This window comes from Bacteroides sp. FSHCM14E1, from assembly GCF_019633785.1.
Taxonomy (GTDB): domain Bacteria; phylum Bacteroidota; class Bacteroidia; order Bacteroidales; family Bacteroidaceae; genus Bacteroides; species Bacteroides hominis.
In genome coordinates this window covers 27,645-50,955 of record NZ_JADKYL010000019.1, presented here as the reverse complement: position 1 = coordinate 50,955, position 23,311 = coordinate 27,645, and the positions used below count along the sequence as shown (strand labels likewise).

Here is a 23,311-nt window from a genome sequence, read left to right as displayed (position 1 = left end):
AGAATGTTTGAAAACGTTCTACTCCTCAGACATCGAATAAGGTTTAGCCTCCTTGGCAAGCCCTCTCTTCTCGTTTGGAGAAGCAGACATTTCAAATTCAAGTATTCCCCCTGCCAAGAGATCGGCATGGGTAATATACATTTTATCGTAAACTTTTCCGTTGAGCTTTACCTGTCGAACATAGCGGTTGCGATCGTTCACTTTCGGCGCTTTTATCTCAAAAGTGTTTCCATTAGGCAGATTCATACGGATGTATGGAAGATAAGGTGCTCCCAACACGTATTGATCGGTACCCGGACAAACGGGATAGAATCCCATTGCCGTAAACAGATACCAGGCAGACATCTGCCCGCAATCGTCATTGCCCCCCAGGCCGTCAATATCATTTTTGTACATCCGGTTCATCACCTCACGCACCCAATATTGTGTTTTCCAGGGCTGGGAAGTCCATGCATACAAATAGGGAATATGATGACTGGGTTCGTTGCCATGCACGTACCCTCCTACCAAACTCACCTCGGCGATATCTTCATTCTTTTCATAATATTTCCGGGGAAGTGCCATAGAGAAGAGTGTGTCCAGCCGGTTGACAAATTTCTTTTCACCACCCATCAGCCCGATCAATCCGGTTACATCATGCGGCACATGGAAAGAAAAATTCCATGAGTTTCCTTCAATAAAACCTTCACCGTAGGTCTGCATAGCATCAAACTCTTTCTTAAATTCACCGTTGCTATAGCGAGGGCGGGCAAAACCGACAGAAGCATCAAAAACATTCCGATAATTATCCGCCCTTTTCTTATAAATATCGGCTAACGGTTTATCTCCCGCCAACAAAGCCACCCGGTAAATGGTCCAGTCGTCATAAGCATATTCCAACGTAGTAGATGCAGCCGTTCCACTCTGATCAAAAGGCACATATCCCAATCGTTTATACGATTCAATGCCTTCATAATAAGACACATTTGCCGTATGATCCATCGCCGGCAAAGCCTCCCGGACAGATATTCCGGCACCTTTGACAATCGCGTCAGCCAAAGCAGATACAGCATGATAACCGCTCATACACCAGCCTTCATTCCCCATCAGACTCCATATCGGCAGCATGCCATGCACACTCTGCTGCTGATGCCGAATCATAGACTGCACCATGTCTCTATTCTGCCGGGGTTTAAGCAAATTCAAAAAAGGATGTTCTGCACGGTACGTATCCCATAAGGAGAAAATAGTATAATTGGTAAATCCTTCGGCTGTATGGATATTATGATCGAGCCCGCGATAACTACCGTCTACATCCATATAGACAGACGGATTAATCATCGTATGATACAGTGAAGTATAAAACATGGCAAGCTGGTCGGGGGTTCCTTTGGCCTCAAGCACATCCAATTCACGATTCCATGCCGAATGTGTCTCGGCTGCCAGCCGGCTGAAAGTCTTTCCGCCAGCCTCAGCCTGCAAATTTTTTAAAGCCCCTTCTGTGCTCACGGCCGAAAGAGCGACTTTAATTATCAGTTCCGGATTCTGCCGGGTATCGAAGTTGAAATAAGCCACCAGTTTCCGTCCGGTCATTTCCGGGAAATTCCGGTCGGAATTGAACCGTCGCCAGAATCCTTTATACAAAGCCTTCTCTTTATCTGTATATCCATAGTCTTTGATGGGTTGAGACAAGGATATGGCAAAATAAGTATAGTTGGTGCGGGCCCACCCGTTCGTGATACGATACCCCGTCAGCAATGTATCATTTTCTACGCGTATATTAGCCCACAACGTTTTCCCGTCATAATTATAGATGCCGTGTACCAGGTCAAGAATAATGCGTCCGTCGGCACCGTCCGGAAAAGTATATTTATGTATCCCTACCCGTTGGGTAGCTGTCAACTGTGCTTTTATACCGTAATCTGTAAGCTCCACTTCATAATAGCCCGGACGAGCCACTTCAGTTTCATGGCTGAAACGGGAACGGTATCCTTCGTCTGGGGTGTCCGCCCTTCCGGGATTCAGTTTCAATTCACCTGTAGCAGGCATAATCAAGATATCTCCCAGATCAGAATGTCCCGTACCACTCAAGTGGGTATGACTGAATCCTACTATTGTTTGATCGCGATGCTGGTACCCGGCACAATATTCATATGCATTTTTTTGATAAACTCCATCCACATTGTGAGGAATTGTATCCGTATCAGGGCTCAACTGTACAAGTCCGAACGGAGCGCAGGCCCCGGGAAAGGTGTGCCCCATACCATTGGTTCCGATGATGGGATTGACAAGTGCGCATACATCCGGTACTGCCGGATGTTGAGCCGTCACTGTCGTAAATGCCGGGATGAATGCCAGCAAGGAAAGTGCTTTTTTCTTCATAATCTTATTATTGTGATGTGTTGTTGATATGCAAAGATAGCCTTTTTCAACAATTCCGTTCCACTTCATTCCCACATTTTACCATTTCACCTGCCAATCTTTCCACCTCGCAATTTTTCATCAACAACAAAAGTTTCAGCGATCTACCTTTGTACCGATATTCAAACACTTAAGGATTATGTTTAAAGCTATCGTACGTTTTTCTATAAAGAAGAAACTATTCGTAGGACTCACTACCCTCTTTCTTCTTATCGGAGGCATTTATGCGATGATGACCTTGCCAATTGATGCCGTACCGGACATCACCAACAATCAGGTACAAATCGTAACTGTCTCGCCGACACTTGCCCCACAGGAAGTAGAGCAACTGATCACAATGCCCATCGAAATTGCCATGAGCAATATCATGAATGTGGAAGATATCCGTTCGGTAAGTCGCTTCGGACTATCGGTAGTGACAGTTGTATTTAAAGAGAGTGTACCGACCTTGGATGCCCGGCAACTGATTAACGAACAGATACAATCCGTAGCAGGAGAAATTCCATCGGAATTGGGTATGCCGGAAATGATGCCCATCACTACCGGATTGGGAGAAATCTACCAATATATCCTAAAGGTAGAATCCGGTTACGAAAACAAATATGATGCGATGGAACTCCGCACAATTCAGGATTGGATGGTGAAACGCCAATTATCCGGCATACCGGGTATTGTGGAAATTAACAGTTTTGGCGGATACCTGAAACAATATGAAGTAGCCGTTGATCCGGATGCGCTCTTTTCGCTGAATATCACCATCGGTGAGGTGTTCGAAGCTTTAAGCAAAAACAATCAGAACACCGGAGGAAGCTATATTGAGAAGGCTCGAAATGCTTATTATATCCGTTCAGAGGGAATGATCAGCCGCACTAAAGACATCGAGCAGATTGTTGTTGCCAACCGCAACGGCATTCCTGTGCACATTAGTGATGTAGGTACTGTCCGCTTTGGAGCTCCAAAGCGGTTTGGCGCAATGACCAAAGACGGAAATGGTGAATGTGTAGGAGGCATTGCGATGATGTTGAAAGGAGCCAACGCCAACGTTGTGACACAAGAGTTGGAAAAAAGGGTGGAAAAAATACAGAAACTATTACCCGAAGGGGTAAGTATAGAGCCTTATCTGAATCGTTCGGAACTTGTCAACCGAAATATCTCCACCGTCATACACAACCTGATAGAAGGTGCAATTATCGTATTCGTAGTACTTATCATTTTCCTGGGTAACGTACGTGCAGGGCTCATCGTAGCCTCAGTTATCCCACTGGCCATGCTGTTTGCATTTATCCTTATGCGTATTTTCGGTGTGACAGCCAACCTGATGAGTCTCGGTGCCATCGACTTCGGTATTGTGGTAGACGGTTCTATTGTAATAGTAGAAGGTATATTAGCTCACCTCTACGGCAATAAACTAAAAGGCCGCACTTTATCGAAAACAGAAATGGATGAAGAAGTGGAGAAGGGTGCTTCGGGGGTAGTACGTTCGGCTACATTTGCCGTTTTCATCATCCTGATCGTATTCTTCCCCATCCTGACTCTGAACGGAATTGAAGGAAAATATTTTACTCCAATGGCAAAGACACTGGTATTCTGCATTATCGGAGCCCTATTACTCTCTCTGACTTATGTACCGATGATGGCTTCCCTCTTCCTGAAACACACCATTGTGGTAAAACCTACGTTTGCCGACCGTTTCTTTAAAAAACTTAATGTCATATACCAACGTTGCCTATGCTTCTGCCTGCGTTTCAAATGGCAGACAGTCACTATAGCTTTCGCTGCTTTAATAGGTTCTTTCTTACTCTTCGGACGTTTGGGAGCAGAATTTATCCCTACTTTGGACGAAGGCGATTTTGCCATGCAAATGACATTACCGGCCGGAAGTTCACTCTCTGAAAGTATTGAAGTATCCAACCAGGCCGAAAAGGTTTTGATGGATCAATTTCCGGAAATCAAACATGTAGTTGCCAAAATCGGAACTGCCGAGGTTCCTACCGATCCAATGGCTGTGGAAGATGCCGATGTGATGATTGTAATGAAACCCTTCAAGGAATGGACCTCTGCTTCGAGCAGGGCGGAAATGATAGAAAAGATGAAAGAAGCCCTCCTGCCTTTAGAGAACCGTGCAGAATTCAACTTCTCTCAACCCATTCAGTTGCGTTTTAACGAGCTGATGACCGGAGCTAAGGCTGACATAGCGGTCAAGCTATACGGCGAAGACACTCACGAACTTTATGCAAAAGCGAAAGAGGCTACAAAGTTTGTCGAACAGATTCCGGGCGCTGCCGATGTCATTGTCGAGCAAACCATGGGATTACCCCAACTGGTAGTAAAATACAACCGGGGGAAAATAGCCCGTTATGGCATTAACATCGAGGAATTAAACACAATGATCCGTACAGCTTATGCCGGCGAAGTAAGCGGAGTAGTATTTGAAAACGAAAGAAGATTCGATTTGGTAGTACGCCTCGATCAAGAGAAAGTGGCAGACCTGAACCTCGATAAACTCTTTATCCGTACTTCAGAAGGAGTACAGATTCCTGTCAGCGAAGTGGCAAGTATTGACCTGGTAAGCGGTCCGCTCCAAATTAACCGGGATGCCACTAAACGCCGCATCGTGATCGGAGTCAATGTGCGCGATGCCGACATTCAACAGGTAGTATCAGAAATCCAACAAACATTGGACAAAAACATCCGGTTGAAACCGGGATATTATTTTGAATACGGGGGGCAGTTTGAAAATCTGCAGAACGCCATCCGTACACTGACTATCGTAATACCGGTAGCCCTGATGTTGATCCTGTTGATTTTATTCTTCGCTTTCAAGAATGTAACCTATACACTGGTGGTATTCTCTACAGTGCCATTATCATTAATAGGTGGTATCCTGGCTCTTTGGCTACGCGGACTCCCGTTCAGTATTTCGGCAGGAGTAGGATTCATCGCATTGTTTGGGGTATCTGTGCTCAATGGAATTCTGATGATTAACCACTTCAACGACTTAAGAAAACAAAATAAATATGCCATGACCACTAATCAGATTATAAAAAAAGGAACACCACACCTGCTACGTCCGGTATTCCTAACCGGGCTGGTAGCTTCATTGGGTTTCGTACCGATGGCCATTGCCACATCCGCCGGAGCTGAAGTACAACGCCCACTGGCAACTGTTGTAATCGGAGGCTTGATTCTATCAACCATATTGACCCTGATTATCCTTCCGGTTTTTTATAAAATAGTAAATGCGACAAGTGCCGGTTGGAAACAACCTAAGAGACGGTTGCATCTGTTCATCCTGCTGCCGGCACTTCTGCTGAGTGCCACCGTCACAGCACAAGCGCCACAAACCGTCAGCCTGGAACAAGCAATAAAAATAGCCAGACAGAACCATCCAAGGCTTAAGACAGCCACAACCGCCATCCGGCAGGCACAGGCCACAAGAGGCGAGATTGTAGAAGCCTCCCCTACCACATTCAGTTACTCCTGGGGACAACTGAACGGCGAAAACAAGAAAGATAAAGAAATGGTTCTCGAACAAAACCTGGGTTCACTATTGACACCGTTCTACAAGAATACTCTTGTCAACCGTCAAGTACAAACCGGCACTTACTACCGCCAAATGGTAGAAAAAGAAGTAACGGCAGAAGTAAAACGTGCATGGGCTTATTATCAGTATGCTTCAGCAATATGTTCACTTTATCGCGACCAAGATCGCATGGCTGCTGAATTAAAGCGCATCAGCGAACTGAGATACGAACAAGGAGAAATCACCCTGTTGGAAAAAAACATGATGACTACATCGGCTGCGGACCTGCACAACCGACTCTTTCAGGCACAGGAAGAAGAAAAAATGGCTCTTACCCGTTTTCAATGGAGTTGCTACGCAGATGCGCCCATCATACCGGAAAACACGAGCATGCAGCTCTTCCCGACAAATGTTCAGCCAGGAAGCGTATCCGAAGCCCATCTCGGATTTTTCAACAGCCAGATTTCCGAAACACGGGCAGCACTGAACGTAGAGCGCAGTCGTTTCTTTCCGGAACTCAGCATAGGATATAGCCGCCAAAATATTCTGCCCCTGAAAAACCTGAATGCATGGATGGTGGGGGTATCATTTCCTATCTACTTCTTACCACAAAAGAGCCGGATCAGACAAGCAAAACTTGCCGCTTCTGCCGCACAAATACAAGCAGAAGCCAATATTCGCGAATTGAACAATAAAGTTACTGAACTGAGTGCCACCTTACGCCGTCACGAAGAGAGTCTCCGGTTTTATACCTCGTCTGCACTCAAAGAAGCAGACGAATTAATCAAGGTGGCTAATCTACAATTGCAACACAGCGAAACGAGCATCGCGGAATTTATCCAGTCGGTCAGTGCCGCACGTGAAATACGCAAAGGTTATATCGAAACGGTATATCAATATAACATCGCCTCACTGGAGTATGAACTTTATCAATAACCTGTTGAAACATAAATAATATGAAAAGAATATTTTATCCCATTCTCTTGTTGGCTCTTATAGCATGCAAAGAGACAAAACAAACTTCCGAAACAGCAACAACAGCTCCTTCCATCGCTAAGGTACAAACAGATACTACTGCTACGCAAGTGGATGGAATTACATCAGCCACCTCAAAACCCAATCAAGTATCTTTCAACGGAACTATCGTACTATCTCCCCAACGCCAGGCCACCGTAGCCCTTACCATGGGAGGAGTAGTAAGAAACACTTCACTTTTACCGGGACAACAGGTGCAGAAAGGCACCCTGCTGGCAACCCTTGAGAATCCGGACTTCATCATGTTGCAACAGACCTACCTTGACAGTCATGCCCAAACAGAATATTTGCAAGCGGAATATGAACGCCAAAAGTCACTCTCAGCCGAACAGGCCGCTTCGCAAAAAAAGTTTCAACAGAGCAAAGCAGACTACTTATCAATGAAAAGCAAACTGGAAGCTACAGCTGCACAACTTTCCTTATTAGGTATTACCCCTGAAGAATTATTGAAAAGTGGTATACAGCCTCTGTTGCAGGTGAAAGCTCCTATAAGCGGCTATATCAGCGATGTAACCATGAATATAGGCAAATACATTCAACCCGGCGAAGCGCTTTGTGAGGTCATTGACAAGTCATCTCCCCTACTCTGCCTGACAACTTATGAAAAAGACCTGACGGATATGAAGGTAGGCAGCCCCGTCCAATTCCGGGTAAACGGCATGGGCAAAACAGTATTTAAAGCTACCTTGGTCTCAATCGGGCAGAAAGTAGATGAAACGAGTCGTTCACTCGAAGTATACGCCCGGATTGACAGCACCGCTCCACAGTTCCGTCCCGGCATGTATGTAACAGCAAGAATACAGAAATAATCCGGTAGATTATCTTATCTTTGTTCCCATGAAAAGAATTAGAGCTCTATATAACGATAAATACCTTCTGTCCACGCTTATCATTTCAATGGCTGTGGCGGTACTTATCCACTTCCCCGAATCCGTCTCCCTCTTTGACGGGTTTGAGAGCCATACCCTTTTCCCGGGCATGAAATTTGCAGATGTAGCCAACGAGATTATCTTCACTTTCCTCTCACTATTGGCCCTGTTCGCTGTCAACACAAGATTGTTTCATTTCAATCAGACCTCGATGAAAATCACGTGGCAAAAGATTGTTCTCTCTTTTGTACTGACCTGGATATTGAGTAACCTATTGGGACAATGTTTTGTCTATCTGCACAAAACATTCGATATTCCCGCAATCGATGCCATGGTACACCACTACCTGCACCCATTACGCGATTTTATCATGTCATGCCTTGTCACCAGCAGTTGTTACATCATCTACCTGATCCGCCGTCAACAACAAGTAATCATTGAGAATGAACAATTGCAGGCAGAGAACATACGCAACCAGTTCGAAGTATTGAAAAACCAGCTGAATCCACATATGCTATTCAATTCGCTCAACACGCTGCGTTCACTCGTCCGTGAAAATCAGGACCGGGCACAAGATTACATTCAAGAATTGTCACGCGTATTACGCTATACATTGCAAGGCAACGAATCTCAATCTGTCACCTTACGTGAAGAAATGGATTTTGTATCGGCCTACATCTTTCTTTTAAAAATGCGCTTTGAAGATAACCTGCAATTCGAAATTGACATAGAATGTAACCTTGAAGACTATTTTCTACCACCTATGTCGATACAGATGTTAATTGAAAACGCTGTAAAACACAATGAAATCAGTAACCGTCGTCCGCTCACCATCACAATCGTCACCGATCCGGAGGGCAGCCTCTCTGTAAGTAACCCTATCCAACCTAAACTGACAGCAGCCACCGGTACCGGCATCGGACTGGCTAACCTCGACAAACGTTACCATCTCTTGTTCCGGCAGGAAATACAAATCACAGAAGATAGTAACTTTACCGTTCGTATACCCCTCATCCGGAAATACCCATGAAAACAATTATCATTGAAGACGAAAAAGCAGCAATACGGAATCTGACTTCACTCCTCACCGAAGTCTGTCCGCAAATAGAAATGGTGACGGAACTCGACAGCATTGCCGGCACCATCGAATGGTTTGCCAGCCACCCTATGCCTGAATTGATATTTATGGATATCCATCTGGCGGACGGTTCGGCATTTGAGATATTCGAACACATCCACATCACATGTCCCATTATTTTCACGACTGCCTACGACGAATATGCTTTACGGGCCTTCAAAGTCAACAGTATCGATTATCTGCTGAAACCCATCGGACGAAAAGATGTAGAACAGGCACTGGAAAAGTTATCTCTCTTCAGTTCCAACACATCCGGACCCGCTGGCCTGGAAACAGACGAACTGTTGAAACTGATACGTTCATTAAAAAAACAAGAAAGCTATAAAACCCATTTCCTGATTCCAGTGAAAGGGGATAAACTACTCCCGGTTTCGGTCGATATGATCATGTTGTTCTATATCAAAGACTGCCAGGTGAAAGCTGTCCTGACAGATAATACGGAATACTCCTTTCCACAGACTCTTGATGAGTTGACGGAATGTCTGGATCCGGCACTCTTTTTCCGCGCAAACCGACAATACCTGCTTTCACGAGAAGCTATCAAAGATATAGACCTCTGGTTCAACAGCCGCCTCTCCATCAATCTACGCCATCCGGTTGCGGGGGAAAAGATTCTGGTGAGCAAGGCACGTGTAGCCGAGTTTAAAGAGTGGTTCTGTGTTAAATAATTAAGGAATAAAAAACAAATATTAATGCAAGCTTGCAGGATACTCCTGCAAGCCGTATCTTTGTAACCCTAATTCTAAATACTCAAATATGGCTTTCACCAACAACGTAATGATTGTACGCCACAAGTTGCTGGCAAAACTGGTAAATCTCTGGAAAGAGAACAAACTGACTAATGAAATTGACAGACTTCCCATTGAACTGAGCCCACGCCGTTCACGCCCGCTCGGACGCTGCTGCATCCACAAAGAGCGTGCAGTGTACAAATACAAGCTGTTCCCGTTGTTGGGCTTCGACATGACAGATGAAACAGATGAACTCACTCCGCTTTCAGAGTATGCCCGTCACGCCCTGGAGCGTAAAAACGAACAAAAAGAAAACATACTCTGTGTCATCGACGAGGCGTGTTCATCCTGTGTACAGGTCAATTACGAGATAACCAACCTCTGTCGTGGTTGTGTGGCTCGCAGTTGCTACATGAACTGTCCTAAAGACGCTATCCGCTTCCGGAAAAACGGACAGGCAAAGATCGACCATGACGCCTGTATCAGTTGTGGAAAATGCCATCAAAGTTGCCCGTACCACGCCATCGTATTCATTCCGGTACCTTGCGAAGAAGCCTGCCCTGTGAAAGCCATCAGCAAAGACGAAAACGGTATCGAACACATTGACGAAAACAAATGCATCTACTGTGGCAAATGCCTCAACGCTTGTCCTTTCGGGGCTATCTTCGAAATCTCACAAGCCTTTGATGTGCTCGAAGGTATCCGCCGCGGTGAAAAAATGGTTGCGATTCCCGCTCCTTCCATTCTCGGACAATTCAACACATCGATCGAGGCAGTATACGGTGCACTCCGCCAAATGGGATTTGCCGATGTGGTCGAAGTGGCTCAAGGAGCCATGGATACCGTAAGCCACGAAGCTGCCGAACTGAAAGAAAAGCTGGAAGAGGGACAACCATTCATGACAACCTCTTGCTGCCCATCCTACATCGAACTGGTAAACAAGCATATACCGGGAATGAAGCCTTATGTTTCTTCTACCGGATCACCGATGTATTATGCCGCCCGTATCGCCAAAGAACGCCATCCGGACGCAAAAATCGTATTCATCGGCCCATGCGTAGCCAAACGTAAAGAAGCCCGTCGCGACGAATGTGTAGACTATATACTCACTTTTGAGGAAATGGCTTCCATCTTCGAAGGATTGGATATCCAGCTTGAACAGACACAACCGTTCTCTGTACTCTACACTTCAGTGCGCGAAGCACACGGCTTCGCACAAGCCGGAGGCGTGATGGGAGCGATTCAGGCATATCTGGGCGAAGAGGCAAAGAGATTCTCTGCCATCCAGGTTTCAGACCTGAATAAGAAAAACATAGGTTTACTGCGTGCTGCTGCCAAAACAGGCAAAGCGCAAGGACAATTCATCGAAGTCATGGCTTGCGAAGGCGGATGTATCAGTGGCCCCAGCGCCCATAATGACGCTGTCGGCGGACGCCGGCAGTTGAACCAGGAACTGATAAAACGCCGCGAATCATATGAAGAGACTCATAGATAAATTAAAAGAGGAACACACCCTCACCAACGAAGAGTTTGCACACCTGCTATCGCATTATGATGACGAAACTCTGGCATACATCAACCTGCAGGCACGCGAAGTGGCAAACGCACACTTTGGAAAAGGGGTCTACATACGCGGACTCATTGAAATAAGTAATCACTGCCGGAACAATTGCAAATACTGTGGTATCCGGAAAGATAATTGGCAAGCCGACCGATACCGCCTCAGCAAAGAAATGATTCTGGATTGCTGCGAACACGGCTACAAGCTCGGCTTTCGCTCATTCGTTCTTCAGGGAGGAGAAGATCCGAAACGATCTGATTACGACATGGAGGAGATCATCGCGGAAATCCGCCGGTGCTATCCGGAGTGTGCCATTACATTATCCATCGGCGAGAAACCATCGAAAGCCTACGAACGCTATTTCATGAAAGGAGCCAACCGCTACCTGTTACGTCACGAAACAATCGACAGGGGACATTACTATTGTCTGCACCCTTACGAAATGTCCAACGAGAGGCGTATCAAATGCCTCCACGAGCTGAAACGAATCGGTTATCAGACAGGAACAGGTATCATGGTGGGCAGCCCTCTTCAAACTGTAGAATACTTGATAGAAGATATCCGCTTTATTGAAAGTTTTCATCCGGAAATGATTGGCATCGGCCCCTTCATTCCCCATCAGCGAACTCCATTTTGTGACGAAAAGCCGGGCAGCGTGGAACTGACCCTGTTACTGCTTTCCATCTTCAGGCTGATGCACCCCCAGGCGCTGATCCCTTCGACAACGGCATTGGCAAGCTTGGCACCGGATGGAAGAGTACGTGGCATCCTTGCCGGAGCCAATGTGGTCATGCCCAATCTGTCACCCATTATTGTGAGAAATAAATATGACCTGTACGACCAGAAAGTAGCTTTCGGTGCCGAAGCTGCCGAAGGACTTGCCTTGCTGGAAAAGCAACTGGCAGATGTCGGATATCACATCGACTACAGCAGGGGAGACTATAACGACTAATCAATAAATGATATGTATAAAGTAGATTCACCTGATGCCACCGACTTCATCGACCATCAGGAAATAATTGAAACTCTGGAGTATGCCTGTGCGCACCGAAATGACCGGAAACTGATTCGGGAACTGATAGAGAAAGCCCGCACTTGCAAAGGACTCACCCACCGGGAAGCTGCCATATTGCTGGAATGTGTTGAAGAGGACCTGACTGAAGAAATATTTCGTCTTGCCAAAGAAATCAAACAAAAATTCTACGGCAACCGCATCGTAATGTTTGCTCCGCTTTACCTATCCAATTATTGTGTCAACGGTTGTGTATATTGTCCGTATCATCTCAAAAACAAAACTATCGCCCGCAAAAAACTGACTCAGGAAGAAATACGCCGGGAAGTGATTGCCCTGCAAGATATGGGACACAAACGTCTGGCACTTGAAGCCGGCGAAGACCCGGTGCGTAACTCCATCGACTACATATTGGAATCTATCCGCACCATCTACAGCATTCATCATAAAAACGGAGCTATCCGCCGGGTGAACGTAAATATCGCCGCCACAACAGTAGAAAATTACCGCAAACTGAAGGAGGCGGGTATCGGCACCTATATCCTCTTTCAGGAGACATATCATAAAGAGAACTATGAACAGTTGCACCCCACAGGCCCCAAAAGCAACTATGCCTACCACACCGAAGCCATGGACCGTGCCATGCAAGGGGGAATTGACGATGTGGGAATGGGAGTCCTGTTCGGACTGAATACATATCGTTACGATTTTGTAGGCCTGCTGATGCACGCCGAACACCTGGAAGCTGTCTATGGTGTGGGACCACATACCATCAGCGTTCCACGTATCTGTTCGGCAGACGACATCGATGCCGGAGACTTCGAGAATGCTATTTCCGATGAAATCTTCCGGAAAATAGTAGCGGTCATTCGCATCAGCGTCCCCTATACCGGCATGATCATCTCTACACGCGAATCACAAAAAACCCGTGAAAAAGTACTCGATCTGGGCATTTCACAGATAAGCGGAGGCTCACGGACCAGCGTAGGTGGATATGCCGAAACGGAAACTCCGGAGGAAAATTCTGCGCAATTCGATGTCAGCGATACCCGTACACTGGACGAAGTAGTTAACTGGCTTCTGAAACTCGGATATATTCCCAGCTTCTGTACAGCCTGCTATCGTGCGGGACGCACAGGTGACCGGTTTATGTCACTTGTCAAATCGGGGCAAATAGCCAATTGCTGTTCACCCAATGCGCTGATGACCTTACAGGAGTATCTGGAAGATTATGCTTCGGAAGAAACGAAAGTCCGCGGAGCGGCCATGATAAAACAAGAAATGCAACACATCCCCAATCCCAAAATCCGGGAAAGGGCCTTGGAAAACCTGAAGCAAATAGCAGCGGGAGAAAGGGATTTCAGATTTTGAAAACAACTCCGCTCTCCAACCGCCTGCATATTGCCCTGTTTGGTAAGCGAAACAGTGGCAAGTCGTCATTGATCAATGCACTGACCAATCAAAATGCTGCTTTGGTATCGAATATCGCCGGTACCACTACCGACCCTGTATACCAACCGATGGAGATACACGGCATCGGCCCGTGTGTATTCATTGATACGGCCGGGTTCGATGACAACGGTGAACTGGGGTCCCTGCGTATCGAACGGACTGTGCAAGCAGTGGACAAAACCGACATTGCACTGATGGTTTGTTGTGATACGGAGTTATCCGAAGAGAAGCGATGGATAGAACTGCTGAAAGAAAAAGGCATCTCCTATCTACTGATACTGAACAAAGCCGATCTGTCAGAAAACCCGGAAGAAACAGCCAACGAACTGGAACGGCAGACAGGAGAACGTCCTCTGATTGTCAGCGCCAAAGAGAAAACAGGCATGGATTCTATCTGCAGGTCCATCCTCCAAAAACTACCGGAACTGGGCGGACAGCCGGATATTGTGGGCGATCTGGTTAACAAAGGCGATGTAGTTCTACTCGTCATGCCACAAGATATTCAAGCTCCCAAAGGACGGCTCATCCTGCCACAGGTACAGACGCTACGCGAATTGCTCGACAAGAAGTGCATTACCCTGAGTTGCACTACCGACCAGTTAGACAGTGCCCTGAATGTTTTGTCAGCCCCTCCTGCACTGATCATCACCGATTCACAAATCTTTAGGACCGTATACGAGAAAAAACCACTACAAAGCCGGCTGACCTCCTTTTCGGTATTATTCGCCCGATACAAGGGAGACATTGACTACTATACCGAAGGAGCGTATATCATAGACCAACTGACGGAAAACTCCCGTGTCCTGATAGCCGAAGCCTGTACCCATGCTCCCCTGTCCGAAGACATCGGCAGAGTGAAACTTCCGCGAATGTTGCGCAAACGGATCGGAGAGCAACTGCATATCGATATTGTTTCCGGAAATGATTTCCCTAAGGACCTGAATTGCTACGACCTGATTATCCATTGTGGAGCATGTATGTTCAACCGCAAACATGTTCTGAACCGGATAGCCAAAGCTAAAACGCAAGGTGTCCCGATGACTAACTATGGGATAGTTATCGCATATATCAATGGTATTTTAGAACAGATAGATAAATAGGCTATCCCCAATACCCTAATAGTATTAGCTCAGAAAAAAGGTTATTGCAATGTTACAGATGCAAAAGTGCAATCAAACCATAACCTGAAACAACAGGGAATTTATCCAAGGAGTCTGATATATTAAGAATATTATTTTATCTTATATATGATAAAAATCGGGTTTTCATTCGTGTTTCTCTTTTGCAATTCTTGTGGTATAGTAATTTTTGTTTGTTCTTCAAACGTCTCTATCTCGTAAGGTGTCACAACCTGCACCAGATTATTTCCTAAAGAACGCCCCCATACCGGAAACTGGTTATACCCCTTACTACCTACCATGCCTAACTGCATATTGATATCAGCCAAGTTGTAAGCACTTGTCTCAGGAATATCACACTGTTCCACAACTGTTTCTCCACTGTGTTTATCCACCGAAGCCACATAATACTTCTCATTCAGCATCATGCGTAAATAAAAACGACGAGGTGTCTCAAAAATATCGTTTACGAAAATATCACCGTTAGCAGGGAATTTTTTAATATCTCGAATATTGAGTCCACGAATAACCTCTTCATCCGAATTGCCTAATCCGGCCACTAAAACAGGCTGTATGGTGTCTGCCGACAAACGAAAAACAGTATCGTTACTGGCTGTTTTAAACAAGACTGAAGACTGCTTTCCACTTGAAGGTGAACCCATTACTCCAAATGTAAAACCTGAATCTTCTCGAGGCACCAACGGCGAATAGAAATCATTCTTGGTGATTATCGCCTCGCCATCCTCTTGAAATATACCAATACCAAAACTGCCACCCTGGAAAGGCATAAGAGGCATGGCGATGGCGCCAATGCGCTTACTACCGAGGTGATGAGCATAGATGATGGGAGAATTTATAGGTAGGTCTTCCACAAACGTACCTTCCAATGTATATACGCCAACCTTATTGCCGATGACGTAGAAACGGTTATCAGTCTCATCAGCCTGTATAAAACCTATCATACCATTAAAGTCATCGGGACCTTGACCTTGGCGAAGAAATGTACGCAAGAAGTGTCCTTGGCGATCGAACAGTACGATACGAGCTTCCTTGCCCACCAATACATAAATATATTTGCTTGTGATGGCAAAATCGACTACACCGTCTATCAATGAAGCATTGTCACTGGTCATTTCTAAAGGGATATATTCGACTGACTCTATCTCATCAGCAATAGACAAAGTTGCCGGCGAATGAAGTGCTTCACGAACGGAAGCGGTTAATAGACCCGTTTGGTTGACTTGATTTAAATTACAAGATGCCAAAACAAATACGCTAATGGCAACCATGAAAAAAGATTTTGTGTTCATCATGTTTTAAAGTTATGTTTTGGTCAAAGATACAAAACATTTATTATATTACCATTTTTCCCCCGAATATTTTTCTATGAACCGAAAAGATATGTTCAAGAAAACATCTCTGTAATTTTGAAATCAGACAGCATAGAGTAATAAATTGTGAATGTTATAATTGGATCTTATAACATTCACAATCTATCTACCTAATCTTCAGTGGAAATTCCTGTTTCAGTATTGAAACTCTTCCCCTTTGACATACACCCGATAATCCTTTATCATACCAGGGTATCCTTTTTCCGCACGGGGCAGATAGCGGAAACCGGTTACAGTATAGTCACCTCCCAAATCAATAACCAACTGATGCGGATAAGCATCACGGGCAACAGTCATCCAATAAGTAGATTCCTGAAGATCGAACACTTTATCTCCCGTACAGTTACCACTACGTGTCTCTTCGCTATCGGCATAACGTATCCGCCACTTTTCACGCGAAATCGGTTTGCCGTCTGCTCCCAACACATCGAGTTCGGCAATGGCTGCAATCTTCTTTCCGTCTTGGGCCGAAAGAGCTTCGAGGCAGAAGAAGCGTCCGGTATACTGACGATCCAAACGGATCTCCTGCCATCCGTTACCCGGAGTAAACGTACCTGTAGCAACAGGAATTTCCTGCTTCAGATTCAGTTGTTCACCTTTCTTTCGATGGGTAGAAGCACCTTCATTACGCAACCAATCCAGTATGGGTTTCTTCAGACCGCGAACAGAGGCTTTCTCAGGTCCCTTCAGATCGAGGACAATTATTTCATTTTCTCCCTCTTTCAGCCAACAACCGGGCATAAAAAGTGTTTGTTGCGGACCGATCTCCCAAAAACGTCCGATAGCAATACCATTGACCCATACCATACCTTTCCCCCAGGTACTCATGTCAAGGAACGTATCGCCGGCTTTATCCAAATGGAAAGTGGCCTTATAATAAGCAGGCATTGTCTGGGCCGTTCCACTTTTATATTTTTTGTCTTGCACAAATGAGTAATCGACCGGGAAATTGTAAACTGTCCAGTTCTTCAACTCCGTGGTTTGCTTATCACAGACAAGTTCTACTTTCTCAGTGATACCTTTACGGTCATGGATGGATTCATCGAAGTTAACACGCCCCATAGCTTCTACCAGAATATCGATGCAGGTCCCTTTCTTCAAAGCCGGCAGCTGCAAAGTGAATTCACCACGACGGCGATCGAGGCGAGCCAATAGTTTACCATCCGCAAAAACCTGTGCCCAATCGTGTACTTCTGTAATCTTCATCGTCGTACCGGCATCTACAGGCTGCTGTAAAACAGTCCGATACAAAATAGTTCCCCATCCCTGATCGAAAGCTTCCATCGGTTGTATATCCGTGCTCTGTTTCGCTTCCGGCAGATTGGCAAAGAGGGGAGCCACCCGCGTAAACTTCACCTCGGGTATCTCTATGACCGGAAAAGCTACGGGAACAGCCGGTAACTGTTCACCTGCAGGCAGATAGTTTTCCAGCAGATCACGCAGTTGGAAATATTTATCTGTAGCCCATCCCGGTTCACTGATGGGAGCGTCATAATCATACGAACTGCACATAGCAGAATAAGCAGGGTTGTTGGCACCTCCCCAATGGCCGAAAGTAGTACCCCCATGTGTCATATAAAGACTGAAAGAGATATTGCGGTCGAGCATATCCTTTATGCCCTGTACCATACTCTTGGCGGGACGAGTCTCGTGTTTGCGCCCCCAATGATCAAACCACCCACTCCAAAACTCGCTGCACATCAACGGTGTGTCCGGACGAGCCTCCTTAAGACGTTTGAATTGTTGCTCAATGTTGGCTCCCGTACCAAAGTTGATAGTCCAAAGCAGATCGTCCAGACCATTCCGGTCGAAAGTACTGCTCCAATCACATTGGAAAAGGGGAACCTCAGTAAACCCGGCACTTTTCACGATGTCACGAATCGCCGAGACATAAGGTTTATCAACAGCATAGGCACCGTATTCATTTTCTACCTGTACCATAATGATATTCCCTCCCCGGGTAATTTGCAAAGGTGCGAGCTGCTTGCCAACTTCCTTCATAAAAATAGCTGTACGTTCCATGAAGTAAGGATCGAGTGTACGGAGAACGATATCTTTCTTCTTCAATAGCCACCAGGGAAGTCCGCCCATTTCCCATTCGGCGCAGACATAAGGACCTGGACGGACAATAACGTACATTCCGTGCTTCTGTGCCAAACGGCAGAAAGCTGCTATATCATTTTGTCCGGTAAAGTCAAATTTACCCTCAGTCTGCTCGTGAATGTTCCAAAACACATAAAGACAAATAGTATTCATGCCCAATGCCTTACACATCTCGATGCGATGTTCCCAGTAAGGTGCCGGAATACGGGTATAATGCAACTCGGCAGCCTTTACGGTGAAAGGCTTGCCATTTAAAAGAAAGGTATTCTTCCCGATCGTAAAGTTCTGCGCCGCGACAGGCAACGAAAAAATCAGTACGAGAAGTAAAATCAGTTTTTTCATGTTATTATTGTATTGTTCTTGGGTTTTATTGAATTATTATTATTTAAGCCTCATCTTTATTTTTCCGAAGCAAGGCAGCGCTTCAAGGGTTTTGCAAAAATTCCCCCATGCTATTTCGGGATAATCCCAGCAATTGTTGACATACAGGATTAGTTGGTCATCCGGTTGTTTATTGATCCGGCATGCCACCGAAGCATCTGTAGACAAAACCGAAAGCTGATGGATAGAAGGGGAAGCTGTCGAAAGAGTATAATAATAGATGTTTTCTTTCATCCCCTTAGCGGTTTGAGTCAACGGGTAGCGGCAATTGGCTCCTGCATCTGCCCAATAATAATAGTTGTGTGTATCGTCTCCCCAAGGTTGAAGGGGTTCTTTACCGTAAGCAGCCTGCTTCGAAATGTATAAAGCAGTCTTTCCTTCATTTCCAGCAAAAGCTTTTTCCGGATAATAGTTCCAATACCCTTTACGTTTCCAGTCCAACTGCTGTATGGCATCTGCCAGATGGAAAGACAAACCTGTTTCACGCAGAAATCCGTTGGGAGCTCCATCTGTCAGGTAATCCACCTCCAACTGTCCATCGGGAGTTATTTTTATCGAAAAATCAACAGTTACCTCCTTATAATTTCCGGCAAGGTCGATATATACATCTCCGTTTGTTTCCTGCCGGTAACTGAATGCACTTTTCTTCCAGTCCTCTTCCAAAATCATAAACCGCGTAGCTGCTTTGCGTACTTCCGCTCCTGTCAAATGATTCAGGTTAATATACAAGTTCAGGAAAGGTCCTTTTTCTATCAGTACCCGGTCACCGGCTTTGGCTTGTGTAATCAACCCTGTCTCTTTACTGAACGGTATTTCAAAACCTTCCCCACGAATGATCACCCAATCACCGGTTTCTTCCACCGATAGCTTATTTCCGTCAAGCACAGGTGGAAAAACAATCTTCTCCGTTCCGAGTATCGGACGGTAAGTGTCGATCAGGCTTCCATCGGCCGTCCAAAATTCAATCAACAGATGCTCACCTTCTTCCCACCGGTCAGCGGGGATCACTATGCTCCCTTTCTGATGGGGCGGAATGGCCGGAAGTGCAAGATTCTTCTTCACCCCCCGATAAGTATAACTCATCTGAAGTTCGTTCAGGCTCGTATGATCAAAGCGATTATAAACCGGAAGCACCAAACGCTGTCCGGAAGTGAAGTTACGAATATCATCAACTAACAGACGCACCGGCGAATACGCTTTCTTCGTAGCCCAAAATTCCGGTTTCTGACGTCTCCATACATCTACGATTCCCCACTCACCATAACCTACACAATTACCTTGATAGCCTTCGGGCTTGGCTGTGTGGGCAAACTCTTTCCAGAACGAAATACCGGCCTTGGGCACAGGCAAAGCAAAAGTTTCATCTACATATCCCCAAATAGCTCCTCCCAATCCTCCAGGCGCATCAAACAGTCCACTCCACATCATGTCAAGTGATTTTCCCCAGAACTCACGGATATTCGGGTCAGTCTGCAAAGTAGAATAAGTATAACAGGCCGGATGTGCCCATTCGTCAAAAAGAGCAGGAATCCCATGTCCCTGAAAGTGGCGGGTATTCATTCCCCATTGCGAAAGGTTACCGTTCACATCCTGATAGTGCATACTGAGTATATCATAAATTTTCTCCTTTGTGTCTACCGATCCCGGATAACTGAAAATAACGGGACGAGTCGTGTCTGTTGCCTTCACCCAGTCCCAACAAAGCTGAAAGTTAGTACCATACACACTCTCATTACCGATACTCCAAAACAAAATAGACGGATGAGAGCGGAAACTCTTCACCATCTCCTGACACTGTCCCAGATAACGGTCAGTATATTCGGGATTGCTTTGTGTTTTACCGGGAGCATAGTTTTTCTGCCGATAAGTATCTACAAAACAGACAGCAGTCTCACTCTCTACATACACCCCATAACGGTCACAGTATTCCAGGAATCTTTCAGAAGGAGGATAGTGCGACGTACGTACAAAGTTCATGTTCGCCTCTTTGAACAGAAGTACATCAAGGCTGTCCAATTCAGCGGTAGTGGTTCGTCCCAGAGTGGGATGAATATCATGCCGGCAGGCTCCGCGCAATTTCACAGGCTGTCCGTTCACCAACATACGATTACCTGCTATTTTAACTTCACGAAATCCCACTTTACGGATAAAACAGCTGATTTCTTTCCGATCCTGCAGAAGTACAACAGTCAGGGTATATAAATTCGGATGTTCAGCATCCCACTTCAACGGACGTGAAACAGGCAGCGACCAGACCTGTTCTTCTGCTCCTGCCTTCAACGGAAAACAATCCTGAGGAAGTTGTACAGGTTTTCCGTCAGGGGCTGTCAGCTGCAACCGGACTTCAGCAGGTTCATTTCCGGCAGATGTACAGGCAAAACGAAGGACAGCATCCCGGTACAATGAGTCCAAATGAGTCTCTACACTAATATCGTAAAGATGGGTAACAGGTAACGTGAACAAAGTCACATCCCGAAGAATCCCTCCAACAGGGTGATGTGCATATCCCGAAGCATAAGAGATTTCATCCAGCCGGTCGGTCACTTCCAACTGTATTTCATTTTTCTTCCCTGGACGGGCCTGTGCTGTTATATCGGTTTCCCAACGAGTAAATCCACCGTGATGTTCGCGCACCAACTGCCCATTGACACTTAATTTAGCATGGCTGTAAACTCCGTCAAAACGGAGAATAATACGTTTTCCAGCATAATCGGCAGGAATAGTAAACGATTTCCGGTAGAAAAAAGGCTTGTCGTGTTCTATGGCATATCCTTGCATAGCTGCCTCACCGGGAACTTTAATTGTAGTCCATTTGCTTTGGGGTGAATATTTAAATTGCCAGGTTCCATTTAGCAGTATCACAGGCTGTCGAACTCCTTCCTGTTCCACAGGGATAGTATAAGCAGGATACGAAGAAGAGGTAAAAGGTGCAGCGGTAGCCGACGTAGCAGAAAACAAGAAAAATAGACCAACCACTATAGTAAACAAAGAAAGTCTCAATTTCATGATATACGATATAAGAGGGTTAATTGAAGGTACAAAGGAACAAGAAATATCATTTACAAAAAATAGACTTTATTTCTTAAAAGATGGACAATCTTATGATTTTTAAAAGATTACTCCATTATAACTCATAAAAAAGGCTGCATCGTTGTCAATGCAGCCCTTTTATTATTTTTTAGAATCTTTACTTAGCCAATTCATTGATTACATCCATAATCTTCTGTCCTATTTCCTCAGCAGCCTCCATAGTCGATGCTTCACTGTATACACGGATAATGGCTTCGGTATTGCTCTTACGCAAGTGTACCCACTTGTCTGCAAAGTCAATCTTCACACCGTCGATATCATTGATTTCTTCGTTCTTATAGATTTCCTTTACCTTAGCAAGGATAGCATCTACATCTATTTCCGGAGTCAGATCTACACGATTCTTAGCAATGAAATAAGGAGGATAAGTTGCACGCAACTCGCTCACCTTCTTGCCTTCGTGAGCCAAATGGCTAAGGAATAATGCGATACCTACCAAAGCGTCACGTCCGTAATGGCTGGCAGGATAAATCACTCCACCATTACCTTCACCTCCGATCACCGCATTGGTTGCCTTCATCTTGGTCACTACATTCACTTCACCTACTGCAGAAGCATTGTACTCCATACCATATTTACGGGTCACATCGCGCAAAGCACGTGTAGAGCTCAAATTAGATACCGTATTACCCGGAGTATGTTTCAGTACATAGTCGGCCACTGTGACCAATGTATATTCTTCACCATACATCACACCGTTCTCGCAGATCATGGCCAGACGGTCTACGTCAGGGTCAACAACAAATGCGACATCTGCTTTTCCCCCCTTCATCAGGTTCATGATATCACCCAGATTCTTTTCCAGAGGTTCGGGATTGTGGGCAAAATTACCGGTCGGTTCGCAATAGAGTTTTTCTACGTGTTTCACTCCCAGACGTTCCAACAGTTCAGGCAGAATAATACCCCCTACGGAGTTTACGCAATCGATGGCTACAGTGAAGTTAGCTTTCTTGATAGCTTCTACATCTACCAGGTCAAGCGCCAATACACTGTCGATATGTTTTTTGTTATAAGTAAGATCTTTGCGATAAGAACCCAGATGATCAACATCTGCATAATCGAATTCTTCAGCCGCAGCAATGCGAAGCACTTCTTGTCCTTCGGCTGCATTCAGAAATTCGCCGTGTTCGTTCAGTAATTTCAGTGCATTCCACTGCTTGGGGTTGTGTGATGCAGTCAGGATGATCCCTCCGCAAGCCCCTTCCATTGTCACAGCTAATTCTGTTGTCGGGGTAGAAGCAAGGTCGATATCAACCACGTCCCAGCCCATACCCATCAAGGTACCGACTACAACGTTCTTCACCATCTCACCCGAGATGCGGGCATCGCGGCCCACTACTATCTTGTTACTGTTCGATTTGCATGTCTTGCGAATCAAAGTGGCATAAGCCGACGTGAATTTTACAATGTCAAGCGGATTCAGTCCCTCGCCTGCGCCTCCGCCAATGGTTCCACGGATACCAGAGATAGATTTGATTAGAGTCATAGGTTGTTGTTTTAGAAAATT

The 23,311-nt window shown here is 45.5% G+C and carries 13 protein-coding genes; 8 read left to right on the top strand and 5 right to left on the bottom strand.

Features of this window, described 5'->3' with window-relative positions; all coding sequences use genetic code 11:
* Window positions 1-18: 18 nt before the first annotated feature.
* Complete coding sequence (locus ISX59_RS20235) at window positions 19-2,361, bottom strand: GH92 family glycosyl hydrolase (protein WP_005808525.1); 2,343 nt, start codon at window positions 2,359-2,361, stop codon at window positions 19-21.
* Window positions 2,362-2,539: 178 nt separating this feature from the next.
* On the opposite strand from ISX59_RS20235, the gene ISX59_RS20230 reads away from it, so the two are divergent.
* The 8 genes from ISX59_RS20230 to hydF all read left to right on the top strand — a co-directional run bounded on the left by ISX59_RS20230 (window position 2,540) and on the right by hydF (window position 14,821).
* Window positions 2,540-6,859, top strand: coding sequence for a CusA/CzcA family heavy metal efflux RND transporter (locus tag ISX59_RS20230; protein WP_220576226.1), 4,320 nt, complete (start codon window positions 2,540-2,542; stop codon window positions 6,857-6,859).
* A 20-nt stretch (window positions 6,860-6,879) separates the two neighbouring features.
* A complete protein-coding gene (locus ISX59_RS20225) occupies window positions 6,880-7,767 on the top strand; it encodes an efflux RND transporter periplasmic adaptor subunit (protein WP_220576225.1) in 888 nt (295 codons plus the stop codon).
* Window positions 7,768-7,795: 28 nt separating this feature from the next.
* Entirely contained in the window at window positions 7,796-8,857 is a 1,062-nt protein-coding gene (locus ISX59_RS20220) for a sensor histidine kinase (protein WP_220576224.1), read from the top strand.
* Window positions 8,854-9,633: a LytTR family DNA-binding domain-containing protein gene (locus ISX59_RS20215; protein ID WP_005781490.1), complete on the top strand. Its 780-nt coding sequence runs from the start codon at window positions 8,854-8,856 to the stop codon at window positions 9,631-9,633. The genes ISX59_RS20220 and ISX59_RS20215 overlap by 4 nt, the downstream gene beginning before the upstream one ends.
* An 88-nt stretch (window positions 9,634-9,721) precedes the next feature.
* Window positions 9,722-11,191, top strand: coding sequence for a monomeric [FeFe] hydrogenase (locus ISX59_RS20210; protein ID WP_005781492.1), 1,470 nt, complete (start codon window positions 9,722-9,724; stop codon window positions 11,189-11,191).
* Complete coding sequence (hydE, locus tag ISX59_RS20205; RefSeq protein WP_022011090.1) at window positions 11,172-12,209, top strand: [FeFe] hydrogenase H-cluster radical SAM maturase HydE; 1,038 nt, start codon at window positions 11,172-11,174, stop codon at window positions 12,207-12,209. The genes ISX59_RS20210 and hydE overlap by 20 nt, the downstream gene beginning before the upstream one ends.
* Window positions 12,210-12,221: 12 nt before the next feature.
* The gene (hydG, locus tag ISX59_RS20200) at window positions 12,222-13,640 is read left to right on the top strand and encodes a [FeFe] hydrogenase H-cluster radical SAM maturase HydG (RefSeq protein ID WP_220576223.1); all 1,419 of its coding nucleotides are present in this window, start codon (window positions 12,222-12,224) and stop codon (window positions 13,638-13,640) included.
* Entirely contained in the window at window positions 13,637-14,821 is a 1,185-nt protein-coding gene (gene hydF, locus ISX59_RS20195; protein WP_220576222.1) for a [FeFe] hydrogenase H-cluster maturation GTPase HydF, read from the top strand. Before hydG ends, hydF begins: the two co-directional genes overlap by 4 nt.
* Before the next feature lie 131 nt (window positions 14,822-14,952).
* Here hydF and ISX59_RS20190 read toward each other — a convergent pair whose 3' ends face one another.
* The 4 genes from ISX59_RS20190 to glmM form a co-directional block, all read right to left on the bottom strand.
* Complete coding sequence (locus tag ISX59_RS20190; protein ID WP_220576227.1) at window positions 14,953-16,149, bottom strand: 6-bladed beta-propeller; 1,197 nt, start codon at window positions 16,147-16,149, stop codon at window positions 14,953-14,955.
* A 216-nt stretch (window positions 16,150-16,365) separates the two neighbouring features.
* Window positions 16,366-18,675: a beta-galactosidase gene (locus ISX59_RS20185; RefSeq protein ID WP_220576221.1), complete on the bottom strand. Its 2,310-nt coding sequence runs from the start codon at window positions 18,673-18,675 to the stop codon at window positions 16,366-16,368.
* 39 nt (window positions 18,676-18,714) lie between these two features.
* Window positions 18,715-21,720 carry a glycoside hydrolase family 2 TIM barrel-domain containing protein gene (locus ISX59_RS20180; protein WP_044301447.1) on the bottom strand — a complete coding sequence of 1,002 codons (3,006 nt, stop codon included), beginning with the start codon at window positions 21,718-21,720 and terminating at the stop codon, window positions 18,715-18,717.
* Window positions 21,721-21,901: 181 nt separating this feature from the next.
* On the bottom strand, window positions 21,902-23,290 hold the full coding sequence (glmM, locus tag ISX59_RS20175) for a phosphoglucosamine mutase (RefSeq protein WP_005808542.1): 1,389 nt from the start codon (window positions 23,288-23,290) through the stop codon (window positions 21,902-21,904).
* Window positions 23,291-23,311 lie beyond the last annotated feature (21 nt).

Bases quoted from the DNA above. Each gene is read 5' to 3' on its own strand.
- ISX59_RS20210 (WP_005781492.1), top strand. From the start codon at position 9,722: ATGGCTTTCACCAACAACGTAATGATTGTACGCCACAAGTTGCTGGCA.
- ISX59_RS20215 (WP_005781490.1), top strand. From the start codon at position 8,854: ATGAAAACAATTATCATTGAAGACGAAAAAGCAGCAATACGGAATCTG.
- glmM (WP_005808542.1), bottom strand. From the start codon at position 23,290: ATGACTCTAATCAAATCTATCTCTGGTATCCGTGGAACCATTGGCGGA.
- ISX59_RS20220 (WP_220576224.1), top strand. From the start codon at position 7,796: ATGAAAAGAATTAGAGCTCTATATAACGATAAATACCTTCTGTCCACG.
- ISX59_RS20225 (WP_220576225.1), top strand. From the start codon at position 6,880: ATGAAAAGAATATTTTATCCCATTCTCTTGTTGGCTCTTATAGCATGC.
- hydG (WP_220576223.1), top strand. From the start codon at position 12,222: ATGTATAAAGTAGATTCACCTGATGCCACCGACTTCATCGACCATCAG.
- ISX59_RS20190 (WP_220576227.1), bottom strand. From the start codon at position 16,149: ATGAACACAAAATCTTTTTTCATGGTTGCCATTAGCGTATTTGTTTTG.
- ISX59_RS20180 (WP_044301447.1), bottom strand. From the start codon at position 21,720: ATGAAATTGAGACTTTCTTTGTTTACTATAGTGGTTGGTCTATTTTTC.
- ISX59_RS20185 (WP_220576221.1), bottom strand. From the start codon at position 18,675: ATGAAAAAACTGATTTTACTTCTCGTACTGATTTTTTCGTTGCCTGTC.
- ISX59_RS20235 (WP_005808525.1), bottom strand. From the start codon at position 2,361: ATGAAGAAAAAAGCACTTTCCTTGCTGGCATTCATCCCGGCATTTACG.
- hydE (WP_022011090.1), top strand. From the start codon at position 11,172: ATGAAGAGACTCATAGATAAATTAAAAGAGGAACACACCCTCACCAAC.
- ISX59_RS20230 (WP_220576226.1), top strand. From the start codon at position 2,540: ATGTTTAAAGCTATCGTACGTTTTTCTATAAAGAAGAAACTATTCGTA.